The 13,268-nt window shown below is 48.8% G+C and carries 14 protein-coding genes; 6 read left to right on the top strand and 8 right to left on the bottom strand.

Annotated features, from left to right (window positions below; translation table 11 throughout):
* The first annotated feature begins 2 nt into the window (after nucleotides 1-2).
* Nucleotides 3-536 carry a hypothetical protein gene (locus M0R33_RS02495; RefSeq protein WP_292564554.1) on the top strand — a complete coding sequence of 178 codons (534 nt, stop codon included), beginning with the start codon at nucleotides 3-5 and terminating at the stop codon, nucleotides 534-536.
* A 399-nt stretch (nucleotides 537-935) separates the two neighbouring features.
* Nucleotides 936-1,982, top strand: a complete 1,047-nt coding sequence (gene fba, locus M0R33_RS02500) for a class II fructose-bisphosphate aldolase (RefSeq protein WP_292564557.1) — start codon at nucleotides 936-938, stop codon at nucleotides 1,980-1,982.
* A 169-nt stretch (nucleotides 1,983-2,151) separates the two neighbouring features.
* Here the strand turns inward: fba and M0R33_RS02505 are convergent, their stop codons facing one another.
* Complete coding sequence (locus M0R33_RS02505) at nucleotides 2,152-3,315, bottom strand: PilT/PilU family type 4a pilus ATPase (protein ID WP_292564561.1); 1,164 nt, start codon at nucleotides 3,313-3,315, stop codon at nucleotides 2,152-2,154.
* Between the two features lie 128 nt (nucleotides 3,316-3,443).
* On the opposite strand from M0R33_RS02505, the gene M0R33_RS02510 reads away from it, so the two are divergent.
* Genes M0R33_RS02510 through M0R33_RS02525 form a run of 4 tightly spaced genes read left to right on the top strand, consistent with a single transcriptional unit; the run spans nucleotide 3,444 to nucleotide 6,885 of the window.
* Nucleotides 3,444-4,487, top strand: coding sequence for a tRNA (5-methylaminomethyl-2-thiouridylate)-methyltransferase (locus M0R33_RS02510; protein WP_292564564.1), 1,044 nt, complete (start codon nucleotides 3,444-3,446; stop codon nucleotides 4,485-4,487).
* Nucleotides 4,484-4,708, top strand: a complete 225-nt coding sequence (locus M0R33_RS02515) for a sulfurtransferase TusA family protein (RefSeq protein ID WP_292564567.1) — start codon at nucleotides 4,484-4,486, stop codon at nucleotides 4,706-4,708. Before M0R33_RS02510 ends, M0R33_RS02515 begins: the two co-directional genes overlap by 4 nt.
* Before the next feature lie 20 nt (nucleotides 4,709-4,728).
* Nucleotides 4,729-5,943: a bifunctional glutamate N-acetyltransferase/amino-acid acetyltransferase ArgJ gene (gene argJ / locus M0R33_RS02520; RefSeq protein ID WP_292564569.1), complete on the top strand. Its 1,215-nt coding sequence runs from the start codon at nucleotides 4,729-4,731 to the stop codon at nucleotides 5,941-5,943.
* On the top strand, nucleotides 5,944-6,885 hold the full coding sequence (locus M0R33_RS02525; protein WP_292564571.1) for a Nudix family hydrolase: 942 nt from the start codon (nucleotides 5,944-5,946) through the stop codon (nucleotides 6,883-6,885).
* A 9-nt stretch (nucleotides 6,886-6,894) separates the two neighbouring features.
* Here the strand turns inward: M0R33_RS02525 and M0R33_RS02530 are convergent, their stop codons facing one another.
* The 7 genes from M0R33_RS02530 to M0R33_RS02560 all read right to left on the bottom strand — a co-directional run bounded on the left by M0R33_RS02530 (nucleotide 6,895) and on the right by M0R33_RS02560 (nucleotide 13,268).
* On the bottom strand, nucleotides 6,895-7,098 hold the full coding sequence (locus M0R33_RS02530) for a DNA gyrase inhibitor YacG (RefSeq protein ID WP_292564573.1): 204 nt from the start codon (nucleotides 7,096-7,098) through the stop codon (nucleotides 6,895-6,897).
* Nucleotides 7,098-7,868 (bottom strand): cell division protein ZapD, encoded by a 771-nt coding sequence (gene zapD / locus M0R33_RS02535; RefSeq protein WP_292564576.1) that lies wholly within the window; start codon nucleotides 7,866-7,868, stop codon nucleotides 7,098-7,100. The genes M0R33_RS02530 and zapD overlap by 1 nt, the downstream gene beginning before the upstream one ends.
* The gene (coaE, locus tag M0R33_RS02540; RefSeq protein ID WP_292564579.1) at nucleotides 7,865-8,476 is read right to left on the bottom strand and encodes a dephospho-CoA kinase; all 612 of its coding nucleotides are present in this window, start codon (nucleotides 8,474-8,476) and stop codon (nucleotides 7,865-7,867) included. The genes zapD and coaE overlap by 4 nt, the downstream gene beginning before the upstream one ends.
* 3 nt (nucleotides 8,477-8,479) lie before the next feature.
* On the bottom strand, nucleotides 8,480-9,346 hold the full coding sequence (locus M0R33_RS02545) for an A24 family peptidase (RefSeq protein ID WP_292564582.1): 867 nt from the start codon (nucleotides 9,344-9,346) through the stop codon (nucleotides 8,480-8,482).
* A gap of 81 nt (nucleotides 9,347-9,427) precedes the next feature.
* Nucleotides 9,428-10,648: a type II secretion system F family protein gene (locus tag M0R33_RS02550; protein WP_292564585.1), complete on the bottom strand. Its 1,221-nt coding sequence runs from the start codon at nucleotides 10,646-10,648 to the stop codon at nucleotides 9,428-9,430.
* Nucleotides 10,649-10,651: 3 nt separating this feature from the next.
* Entirely contained in the window at nucleotides 10,652-12,361 is a 1,710-nt protein-coding gene (gene pilB / locus M0R33_RS02555) for a type IV-A pilus assembly ATPase PilB (protein ID WP_292564588.1), read from the bottom strand.
* Between the two features lie 109 nt (nucleotides 12,362-12,470).
* A complete protein-coding gene (locus tag M0R33_RS02560) occupies nucleotides 12,471-13,268 on the bottom strand; it encodes a response regulator (RefSeq protein ID WP_292564591.1) in 798 nt (265 codons plus the stop codon).

The raw sequence follows: 13,268 nt of genomic DNA on the forward strand, positions 1-13,268 counted from the left end.
CAATGAGACAAATTAACTCAAATAACGGCTGGACAAAACTTGGTGTTATAGGCATCTTGTTTTCAGCTATTATTGGAGCATATGGGTTTGAAATATTGCTAGATATAATCCCAAACAATACCAGCATAGCAATTCCATGGGCCATTGTTTCTCTTTTTTTGTTACCTTTAACTCTTTGTGTTCAACTAATATTGAAACTATGGGATTTAAAAGAGCTTAGCGATATTACAAGAGATGAAAGAAGAAGGCTAAAAGCAATAATCAGAGGAAAAACCAGGCAATTTTTTATTGCAATATGTTACTACGTATTATCTGCTTGCATTGTTGTAACTCTTTACGTCTTTTTATCGAGTGATGTTGGCTTATTTAAAGCGGTAATTAAAATAACTGGAATGTTATTGGGTATTAGCATGTTTTCGATTCTCTTAATTCTACTTGAAATGAAAGAAATATCAGATTTTAATGCCAAATTAAAAGAAAGAGCATTAGCAAAGAAACGGCAAAAGTCAGCTCTGAAACGATTGAATGTAGATTAAATTGAGCTACATTACTCTACCCACAGCTTGAAATGTGAGATTACGCAAGCTAATCGCACCGACACTTTGAATGGCAGCTTATCTGCCTTTTTTGATCCGTGCAAATTCAGTGACATATGGCCGCAATGGGTCGATATTACGCTGCCAACACCCAGCTAAACTCCAAAATCCTTTTTAATTTAAATTCAAAGCATTTGCGTGCGGCCCTAAGCCAGCCCCTTCTGCCCTAGCTAATTCAAGATAATGACATTAACATGCATTATCCGGGTATCGCTGGTTAAACGAAGCGCTCTTAAACACACAGGCGACACTAATTTTTACCATACCCTACACCAGAACTTCACGTGACTCCTGGTGATGCGGTAATACATATCATAAACAAGCTCAGGAGAGCCACGAATGGCTTTAGTTTCATTACGACAACTGTTGGATTATGCGGCGGAACACGACTTTGCCGTTCCGGCTTTTAATATCAGCAACATGGAGCAGGTTCAAGCCATTATGCAAGCAGCCGATACCTGCGACAGCCCGGTGATTATGCAAGGCTCGGCCGGCGCCAATCGCTACGCCGGCGAAGTGTTTTTACGGCATTTGATTCTGGCCGCTGTCGAGCAATACCCGCATATTCCGGTGGTGATGCATCGCGATCATGGACCGATACCTGACATTTGCGCACAGGCGATTCAAGCCGGTTTTAGCTCGGTGATGATGGATGGGTCTTTGCTGGCGGATATGAAAACCCCTGCATCATTTGAATATAACGTCGATGTTACCCGTACCGTGGTTGGTATGGCGCATGCTTGCGGGGTATCGGTCGAGGGTGAGATTGGTTGCCTGGGTTCGTTGGAAACCAGACAAGATGCCGCTACCGTCGAGTCGACAATTCAACAAGAACACAATCGATTATTGACCGACCCCGATGAAGCAGTCGAATTTGTCAAGCAGACCCAAATAGATGCGTTGGCCGTTGCCATCGGCACCAGCCACGGTGCTTATAAATTCAGCAAACCGCCCACCGGCGAGGTTTTGGTGATTAGCCGGCTAAAAACCTTGCAACAACGCTTGCCCAATATGCATTTCGTGATGCACGGCTCAAGTTCGGTACCGCAGGAATGGCTGCAAATCATTAACCAATACGGTGGCGATATTCCCGAAACCTATGGCGTGCCGGTAGCCGAAATCGTCGAAGGAATTAAATACGGTGTTCGTAAAGTCAATATCGATACCGATTTGCGCATGGCCTCTACCGGGGCCATGCGGCGATTTTTGAGCCAACCGGAAAATGCCGCGGAGCTGGACGCCCGCAAAACCTATCAAGCTGCCCGGGACGCTATGCAAACGCTTTGCCAGTCACGCTACGAAGCTTTCGGCTGCGCCGGGCATGCCGGTAAAATTAAGGCCATACCGCTGCGCGAAATGGCCAAAAGGTATCGGTTTGATTTATAGTTCAAAGACTTAACCTGTTTGCAAACAGCTTCAGCTAAAGGGTAAAACACTCATCCCTGGGCGTCATTCAGGCATGGACTGCCCTGCCTCCTGGTCCAAGCAGTCGACCTGCTTCGGCGGCAATGACGGCCATTTTGTTGTTGCTGAAGCAGCTTTATAATCAGGAGGCTTAATGGCCTTCTTCCTCATCTTCGCTTTTAGCAATTTCTTCCAACGCCAAACGGTCCAGCATGCTTTTGCCGCTCTCCGCTTTTGGCGCCGTGGCCGAGCCCAACCCTTCGCTGAGATTGATTTTCAACTTCAAATTGTTGGGCGAATCCGAATTACGCAAAGCTTCTTCCAGCGAAATCACCCCGCCTTTGTACAACCTCATCAAATGACTGTCGAACGTTTGCATGCCGATGTTTTCCGACTTTTCCATGGCTTCCTTGATGGCATGCACTTCGCCTTTATGAATCAAATCGCTCACCAACTTGGTACCAAGCAAAATCTCAATCGCCGCTACCCGCTTGCCTTCGATCGTCGGCACCAAGCGTTGCGAAACAAAAGCCTGTAGATTTAACGACAAGTCCAACAGTAATTGATTGCGGCGTTCTTCCGGGAAAAAGTTGATGATCCTGTCCAAGGCCTGGTTGGCATTGTTGGCATGCAGCGTAGACAAACATAAGTGGCCGGTTTCGGCAAAAGCCAAGGCATGCTCCATGGTTTCCTGACTACGGATTTCGCCGATTAGAATCACGTCCGGCGCCTGGCGCAGGGTATTTTTCAGCGCATCTTCATAGCTCAGAGTATCCACTCCTACTTCGCGCTGGTTAACCAGTGATTTTTTATGCGGATGCACGAACTCGATCGGATCTTCGATAGTTATAATATGCCCTGACGAGTTGCTGTTACGATGATCGATTAAAGCCGCCAACGAGGTGGATTTACCGGAACCGGTACCGCCGACAAACAGAATCAGCCCGCGTTTTTCCATAATCTTGTCTTTCAAGATCTGCGGCAAACCCAGCGTGTCGGCATTGGGAATATCGACCTTGATATTGCGGATCACCAGCGCATAGCTGTTGCGCTGCTTGAAAATATTTACCCTGAAACGGCCCACGCCAGACTCGGCAATAGCCAGATTCATTTCCGGCACGTGCTCAAAAGCAGCCTGCTGGTCGGTATCCATAATATTGTTGGCAATCTCTTTTATTCTTTCGCTCGTCAACTTAACGTTTTCTATCGGCTTGAGTATGCCTTGAAACTTTGCCGCCGGGGGTGCACCTGCTGTCAAGTAAAGATCGGAGCCATCGTGTTGCACCAGTATTTTCAAATAATCTTTAAATTCCATCGCCTTGGTACCGGTAATTATTAAATTCGAGCTTAAGTGTAGAGTAATCCCCAAGTAAGTTGAAGCCGGGAACAGTCAGGTATCGCGTATAATGGCTGGTTTTCTAAAATACCCGTACTATTGCAGTTATGAATCAACAACGAAAAGCCGTGGCGCTGATTTCCGGCGGCCTGGACTCCATGCTGGCCACCCAAGCCATCCTGGAACAAGGTATTCATGTCGAAGGCATCAATTTTTTTACCGGATTTTGTGTAGAAGGTCACACTCATGCCATTCGCAAACAGGACGCGGACAAACCCAAACGCAACAACTCGTTATGGGTAGCTGAGCAATTGGGTATTAAACTGCACATTATTGATGTTATCGAAGAATATAAAAATGTCCTTCTTAACCCCAAGCACGGCTACGGCGCCAACATGAACCCCTGTTTGGATTGCAAGATTTTTATGGTAAATAAAGCCAAACAATGGATGGCGGAAAACGGTTTTGACTTTATCATTACCGGCGAAGTGGTGGGCCAGCGGCCGATGTCGCAGCGCAAACAAACCATGCCTATCGTCGCCGCCGAATCGGGTGCCGACGACTTGCTGGTGCGGCCGTTATCGGCGCAAAATTTACCGGCCACCTTGCCGGAACGCGAAGGCTGGATCAGCCGCGAAAAATTGTTCGGTTTCAGTGGCCGCTCCCGCAAGCCGCAAATGGCCCTGGCCAAACAATTCGGTTTTACGGATTATGCCCAGCCGGCCGGTGGTTGCTGTTTCTTAACCGATGCGGCCTATTCGAATAAACTGGTGGATTTGTGGAAAGCACGCGGTAACCGCGAATATGAGCTGGATGACGTGATGTTGTTAAAAGTCGGCAGACACATCCGCCCTAGGCCGCATTTTAAAGTCATCGTCGCCCGCGAAGACGGCGAAGCCCGCTTCATGAGCGGCTATAAAAAAGACTTTATGAGCATGAACTGCGCCAGTCACCGCGGCCCGCTGGTCCTGATCGATGGCTCGCCGACCGAAGACGACCTGTATCTGGCCGGCCAGATAACTGCCCGCTATGGGCAGGGACGCGACGCCGAAACAGTGGACGTAACCATACGCAATCGGCAAGGCGAGGAACGCAACATCCAGGTTAAGCCCTTACCGGCGGAACAAATCCTCGAGGAGTGGTTTGTATGAACCAGGAAACCTTAAACGCACGCCGATTGCTGTGCCCGTTACCGGTCATCCGCACTCAAGACAAAGTCAAAACCCTGCAAAGCGGCGATGTTTTGACGGTCGAATGCACCGATCCCGGCGTGATGCAGGACATACCGGCCTGGTGCCGTATCAACGGCCACAAGGTACTGGAAACCCGCGCCGATAACGGCGAATATGTAATAGTTTTGCAAGTGATTTAATTTTTTCTACAGGTAATGACATGGCAGTAGGACAATGTGATTTCCCCACAATGCACCCGGTTAAGGGTGTCAAGCTCGGCACCTGCAACGCAGGCATTAAGCAAACCCAGCGCGATGATATTTTAGTCATCGAAATGGCCCAAACCGGCAGTTGCGCCGCGGTATTTACCCAAAACGCCTTTTGCGCGGCCCCGGTGTCTATCGCCCGCGACCATCTCTCCCAAGAACCTCGCTGGCTGTTGGTCAACTCCGGCAATGCCAACGCCGGCACCGGTAAACAAGGCTTACAGGACGCCTTTGCTAGCTGTGCGGCGCTGGCGGGTGAACTGGAAGGCATTGCCCAGCAGGTGCTGCCATTTTCGACGGGTGTGATCGGCGAACCTTTACCGGTGACCAAACTCACTACTGCCCTGCCCATTGCAGTGGCTAATTTGCATGAAGATAATTGGGGTAAGGCTGCCCGCGCCATCATGACCACCGATACGTTTGCGAAAGGTGCATCGACGGTAATAGAGATTGCCGGTCATCCGGTCACCATCACCGGCATATCCAAAGGTGCCGGCATGATTCAACCCAACATGGCCACCATGCTGGGCTTTATCGCTACCGACGCCAATATCGAGCAAACCTTGCTGCAAACCTGCCTATCCGAGGCTGCCGAGTTGTCGTTCAATCGCATTACTGTCGACGGCGATACTTCAACCAATGACGCTTGCGTTTTATTGGCCAGTGCCTGCAGCGATGCGCCGGAAATTAAAGCGGATAGCCCGGAATACGCCGTTTTTGCCGAGGCGGTCAGCCGTATTTGCAAACGTTTGGCAGAATTGATCATTCGCGATGGCGAAGGCGCAACCAAACTGATCCGTATTGTGATAGAGCAAGCATTAAATGGCGGCGAAGCGGTGCGGGTCGCCAAAACCATCGCTCATTCACCTCTGGTGAAAACCGCTTTTTTTGCCAGCGACCCCAATTGGGGCCGCATCCTGGCCGCCGTGGGCAGGACCGGCGTGGAAGACATGGAATTGGATAAAATCGAAATTTATCTGGGTAACGTATGCATCGTCGAAAACGGCGCTCGCTCACCCGCGTATACCGAACAGGATGGGCAGCGCGTCATGGAACAAGCCGAAATTACCGTTACGGTGCGCTTAGGCCGAGGCTCGTCCCGCGAGGAAGTGTTAACCTGCGACTTTTCCTATGATTATGTGCGGATTAATGCCGAGTACCGTACCTAAATGACTGCAGTCGCCGCATCCGCTGTACATGTTGCCGTCGGCGTGATTCGCGACGGCAGCGGGAATATTTTGCTGACCCGACGCGCCAAACATGCCCATCAAGGCGGATTATGGGAATTCCCCGGCGGGAAACTGGAAACCAATGAAACGGTAATGCAGGCACTGCGGCGTGAATTACAGGAAGAAGTGGGCATAACGGTACAGGCCGCCAAACCCTTGATTAAAATCAACCACCGCTATCCGGATTTACGGGTGCTGCTGGATGTCTGGCAAGTCACGGACTTCTCCGGCGTTGCCGAAGCTTGCGAGGGTCAAGCCATGCGCTGGGTTGCGCCACGACAATTAAGCGATTATGCATTCCCCGCCGCCAATCTGCCGATTATTACCGCCTCTCGCTTACCTGACCGATACGCAATTCTGGAAGGAAACAGTGCAGACCAGGTTTTCGCCAATTTACACCGCATCGTTAACAATCGGGTTAATTTGCTGCAATTACGGATCAAATCGCTACCCGCAGCAGAAACCGCCGCTGTTTATCACAGTGTCTTGGAGAATTGCCGGCAACACGGCATACAGGTTTTGCTGAACTCGGATTTGCCCTTGGCCGGCCTACCTGCCGACGGCTTGCATCTTAGCAGCCGGGCCTTGCTTGCTTGCCGAATCAGACCGCCAACCTATCAATGGGTGGCGGCTTCCTGCCATAATTTGCAGGAATTACAGCATGCCGAGCATATTGGTGTCGACTTTGCGGTATTGGCGCCTATTTTACCGACCTCAACGCATCCCGATGCGCAACCTTTAGGCTGGGAAACCGTGGCGAAGCTGATCGAACAAGTCAATCTGCCTGTATTTGCTTTGGGCGGCCTGGAATTGGATGACATGACTCGGGTGCTAAATGCTGGTGGTCAAGGTATCGCCGGCATTAACGCTTTTTTGAGTTAGTTATCGGCTTTACTCGTCAGCGTCGAGCGAATCGATATCAAATTCCGTTGAGACCGACTGACCGGGAATTTTATGCGCTTCGGTGGCCCAATCGCCCAAATCGATTAATTTACAGCGCTGGCTGCAAAACGGCTTAAATGTCTGCTCCGCCACCCAGGGCACTGGGGTTTTACAAGTCGGGCAAGCGACGATAGGAGGTGAATGCTCGTTCATTACACCGCGCACCGGGACAAGGTGAACGAAATATCGGCCTGGGTTTGGGTAGGCCGATTCTCGTCGTTCGATGGTTTCATAAAACGGATGCTGAACCGGTGTTTGCCGCCGCTGATCTCGGCAAAGCAACCCACGGAGACAGGCACGCCCACCCTTAATAACTGCACGGGATGGGCTTTATCCAATGCCAGTTGAAAAAAACCGGCCTGGGCAATTTCTTGTTTGGGCACACTACTTTGACGGATGAAACCCAAAATAAGATCAATGGCTATTCGAATATCGGCAAACGGCAAAGTCCATTGCTGGAAATCTTTTTGTTGTTCGTCCCGATCCTGCTCTAGCCAATAATGAAACGCCGGCAAATCGAACGAACAAGTCCCACCGGGAATTGCACTGCGTTGAGAAATACTCTGAAACAAACCGCTTTCCATAACGCTGGCACCGACTTTGCCGCTAGTGTTATATAGATTCCGGCTGGCTTGATTCAGCTCCTGCAAAATCGCCTGTAATTTTTGAGTATCAACATCCTGGCTGTTACTCAACAGTCCTAGTACTTTGGCATGTCTTTCCAGCTCTTTGATCAGTTCCGATTTTAAATCGCTACGGCTGAATATAACCAATATATCCAACAAGGTATCAACAGCCGTGCGCTTATCAAAAACAGAATCTCCAGCCATGAAGTGACTGAGTTGTTGAAATAATTGCTCCAGGCGCATAAACACCCGAATTCGTTCGTTGAGAGGGAATTCGTAGGTCGTTTGTGTATTCAAGCCGGTATCGTCCTAGCAGTGGCTAATAAAAGGTAAGAATTGTGCAGTCTTTTAACCTGTTCTGCAAGGTGCTCCGGCGTGGCCGTATTGTCAATCACATCATCGGCCAGCGCCAAGCGCTGCCGGCGCGAAGCTTGCGCGGCGATGATAGCCATCGCTTGTTTCTGGCTAATCTCATCCCGATTTACTACCCGTTGTATTTGAACTTGTTCCGGACAATCAACCAACAGCACCCTGTGTAACGCATAGTTATTATGCGTTTCCACCAAAAGCGGAATAACCAATATGCAATAAATCGCTTGCAGGCGAGTAACTTGGACATCCAATTCTTTAAAAATCAAAGGATGCATTATGGCATCCAATTGCTGCTTATGTTGAGCATCGGAAAAAACCAACTGCCGGAGCATCGCCCGGTTGAGCGAACCATCCTGATGAATAATCGTTGCGCCGAAAGCTGCGACAAGCTGCGATAAGGCTGGTTGTCCGGGTTCTACCAGCTGACGGGCAATGACGTCGGTATCAATAATAGGCACATTTAAATCCGAAAACAAACGACAAACGGTAGATTTCCCGCTGCCGATGCCGCCTGTTAACCCCACTTTCAACATTGCTTACAATCCGACGAAATTCAGGTACAGGCGATTTAAATCACTTCCCCAAATCAACGCCAACCAACCGGCAGCGGCCAAATAGGGGCCAAACGGCATAGGTCGGCTGGCATCGTGTTGCCTAAATATAATCATGGTAACACCGATACAGGCACCCACCAGAGACGACAAAATGATGATCAAGGGCAAATACTGCCATCCCAACCAAGCCCCCAGTAAAGCTAACAGCTTAAAATCGCCAAAGCCCATGCCTTCCTTACCCGTCAGCAATTTAAACAGATAGTAAACGCTCCAAAGGCTCAAATAACCGGCAACAGCTCCGATTATACTGGCATGGGCATCGGTATAAATTGAAAACAGACTTAAAAACAAACCCAGCCACAAAACCGGCAACGTAATGGAATCCGGCAGCAATTGCTGATCGATATCGATAAAACTCAGCGCAATCAAGCACCAGGTCAAGAGCAATCCGAACAGCATTGGCAAACCATAACCGAAATGCCAAGCCACCAGTGCGGAGCATAACCCGGTAAAAACTTCAATCAGTGGATAGCGCAAGGAAATAGGCGCTGAACAATGCCCGCATTTACCTCGCAACCAGAGATAACTGAGTACGGGGATATTTTGATAGGCCTTGATCTCGGTTTTACAGGCAGGACAACGGGAACCGGGCCATAACAGATTAAAAGTCTCGGCCACTTCCTCCGCGGGCATTTGCAAATATTCCAGACATTCGCGCCGCCAGCCGCTGCGCATCATGACCGGCAGCCGGTAAATCACCACATTCAAAAAACTGCCTATCATCAACCCCAATATTGAGGCCAACACAATTAGCAAAACAGGCGATTGCTGCATAGTCGTTATCAACATATCCGCTATAAATATAATGTTTAAGCATCAATACCGGGAAACCGCACCCGGCATTATCAAAAAATAGACGGGCGCCAAAACCTAACCGACAGCGGCACCAAGTTTGAAGATAGGCAAATACATAGCCACAATCAAACCACCCACCAACACCCCCAGTACGGCCATAATGAGTGGTTCCATTAAGCTGCTCAGGTTATCCACCAAGTTATCAACCTCTTCCTCGTAAAAATCGGCCACTTTGTCCAGCATTCTGTCGATAGAACCGGATTCTTCGCCGATTGCTACCATTTGTACCACCATATTGGGAAACAATCCGGTCTGAATCATGGAAAATTGCAACTGTTGCCCGGTGGAAACATCGTCGCGCATCTTCATCACACCATCGTAAAACAACACATTTCCACAAGCACCCGCCACGGATACCAAAGCTTCGACTAGCGGTACACCGGCTGCTGACATGGTAGACAGAGTGCGGGCAAAACGGGCAATGGCGGACTTCTCCAGAATCATCCCAACTACCGGAATTTTCAGCAAGGTCCTATCCAAAAAGTGGTTGAATGGCCGGGAACGTTTTTTGAAATAACCAAAGGTGTATCCAACCCCGGCAATCACGCCTACCACGGCCCACCACCATTCCTGTACCCATTCCGACAAACTGATAACGAATTTGGTAAAAGCCGGCAAATCCGCACCAAAACCTTTAAACAAATCCTCAAACACCGGCACCACAAAAATCAGCAATATCGCTGTGACTATAAAGGCCACCACCAACACCGCAATCGGGTAGGTCAGGGCTTTTTTGACCTTTTTACGAATGGACTCGGTTTTCTCCTTATAGGTGGCAATTTTATCCAGCAATCCTTCCAACACCCCGGCCTGCTCGCCGGCGTTGACCAAATTACAAAATAAGTCATCGAAATATATCGGCCGTTTGCCTAAAGCCTGGGCCAAGGTATCGCCGCCTTCGATATCGGCTTTAATACCCAACAACAACTCTGCCATGCTGGCATTGTCATGACCTTTACCGATAATATCGAACGATTGTACCAACGGCACCCCCGCTTCCAACATGGTCGCCAATTGCCTTGCAAATACAGCAATATCGCCAGTAGCGATTTTTTGAGCTCGCTTCCCAAACAGCGGCTTGGGCTTGGGTTTAATCTTTACCACCCTGACACCCATTTTCCTTAATTCGGTACGGGCAATAGTCTCGCTCTTGGCACTGATCAGGCCAGCGGTTTTTTTACTCTGCTTATCAAGACCTTCCCAAAGAAAGTCGATTTGATCTGTTGGTTTGGCCATGGTTTATTCCTTGGTGACGCGATCTATTTCTTCCAGTGACGTAATGCCTTGGCGCGCTTTTAGCAAACCTGACGCCCTCAGATCATTAATGCCTTCGGATTTCGCCAGCTCCGCCATTTGCATCGCATTACCGCCGCTCAAAATCAGTGCGCGCATTTTTTCGCTAATCGGTAATACTTGATAGATGCCAACTCGCCCTTTGTAGCCGTTGGTGCAATGTTCGCAGCCCACTGGTTCATATATTTTGAATGTGCCTATATCTTCTTGGCTATAGCCAGCGGACAACAATACGCTATCCGGAAAGTCGGCTTCTTTTTTACAGTATTCGCACAACCGGCGCGCCAGCCGTTGCGCCATAATCAAATTAACCGCCGATACAATATTGAACGGCTCAATGCCCATTTGCATTAACCGATTAATGGTTTGCGGCGCATCATTGGTATGCAGCGTCGACAATACCAAGTGACCGGTTTGCGCGGCTTTTACAGCGATACTGGCGGTTTCCAAATCCCGAATCTCCCCCACCATGATAATATCAGGGTCTTGCCTCAAAAACGCGCGCAAAGCCTCGGCAAAAGTCAAGCCCGCCTTAGGATTAACGTTTACCTGGTTAATGCCTTCCACGGTAATTTCCACCGGGTCTTCTGCCGTCGAAATGTTACACTCGATACTGTTCAGGATATTTAATCCGGTATATAAGGTTACCGTTTTACCGCTACCGGTCGGCCCCGTTACCAGCACCATGCCGTACGGTCTATGAATAGCGGATAAAAACAGCTTTTGCTGAACCTCTTCAAAACCCAGCTTTTCAATACCTATCTGGGCACTGGTCGGATCAAGGATCCGCATCACCACTTTTTCACCGAACAAAGTCGGGCAGGTATTTACCCGAAAATCGATAGCCCTATTTTTGGACAACTGCATCTTGATCCGGCCATCTTGCGGCACCCGCCGTTCGGCGATATCCATTTTGGACATCACTTTAATCCGGGAAATAATCCGATTGGAAATACCGACCGGTGGACTGGCCACCTCCGATAAAATACCGTCCGCACGAAAACGGATGCGAAATTTTTTCTCAAACGGCTCAAGATGGATGTCCGAAACGCCTTTTTTAATCGAATCCAATAAAATTTTATTGACGAAGCGCACGATAGGCGCATCATCAACATCAGAAGAAGCGTCCTCAACCGGTTGCTCATCTCCTCCGGAAATGTCGATATTGTCCAAGTCCGCATCCAGTAGATTCACCATAGACGTATCGACAGCTTCCAGCGCTGTGTCAATAGCTTTGATGAGTTTTTCTTCTTCTACCAGTATATTTTCTGTATTCAGCCGGGTATGAAATTTTATTTCATCCAAAGCCTGAAAATTGGTGGGGTCGGCAGTGGCAATAAACAAGCGATTGCCACGCTTAAATAAAGGTAAGGCATGGTGTTGGCGAATCAGTTTTTCGCTCACCAGCTTAATGGGAACCGCGCTTAAATCCACCGCATCCAAATCCAGCAGGGGTACCCCAAATTCCGCCGAAGCCAAATTTGCTACAGTGTAGCTATCCACCTGCTTGTTTTTGACCAAATAGCTGACAAAAGGCAGTTTATTTTTTTGCGCTTCGTCGACAGCAGCTGTTGCGGCCTCTTCTGTGAGCACACCTTGCTGAATGAGGCATTTTGCCAAACCGCTAAAATGTATATTGGAAGGTGCTGTCGCCATTTATGCCCAACGATATGTGATGTAATTTCTTTTAGTTGTGCTGCAACTATAGATGAATTAAGGATTTTGTCTATACGCATCTGGGGACAGGCGATACCGCATGCCGCACTTAATTCAATAACTGCACGATGAGTCTTCTAATCGATTGAGGCTCGAATGGCTTATCCAAAACGGCCGACACACCGGCTTTTTCAATCGCTGCCAAGCGATTTTGATTTTGTTCACTGGTGACCATCAAGATTGGTATGGTTGAAATCTGCTCCGCGTCTCCACGTATTGCATTGACCAATTGCAGACCATCCATCTCTGGCATATTGAAATCGGTGATGATCAGATCAAAGAAATGCTCCTGAAACAAGGCTAATGCCTGTTTTCCATCGCAAGCGAAACTAATGTTTTCAATCCCCACGTTATTTAACACCCGCTGAATGAATTTACGGGAAAAATCACTATCGTCAACCAATAAGACACGCAAGTCCTCAACATCGAAATGTTCAAGATTGGCTTTCTCGGGATGCAAATAATCTAACGATGCACATAGCGCCGTATCGAGCTCCCGTTGCGTAAAAGGCTTCGGCAAGATCGCTATCGCCCCTGCCTGACGAATAGGCTCCAGGTATTGAATATTGGTTTCGCTGGAAATCAATAAAAATGCCATGTCGTACGAATCACTATCCTCGCGAATGGCATGAATCAGGTCGACACCGGTCATGTCGGGTAAATACATGCTGCTGATAATCAAATCCGGTTTCGCCAATTTGAGCTGTTTCAGCATCTCGCCGCCACTGGACACAAAGGTAACCGCATGAATGCCGCTGGCTTGCAATCGCTGGTTAATGATGACCCGCTGAGTATGGGAGGGTTCTACTAAAAACACCTCCAGGGTGGTAATTCCATTCTGATTCAT

It is taken from the genome of Methylomonas sp. (assembly GCF_023228165.1).
In the GTDB taxonomy this organism is placed as follows: Bacteria; Pseudomonadota; Gammaproteobacteria; order Methylococcales; family Methylomonadaceae; genus Methylomonas.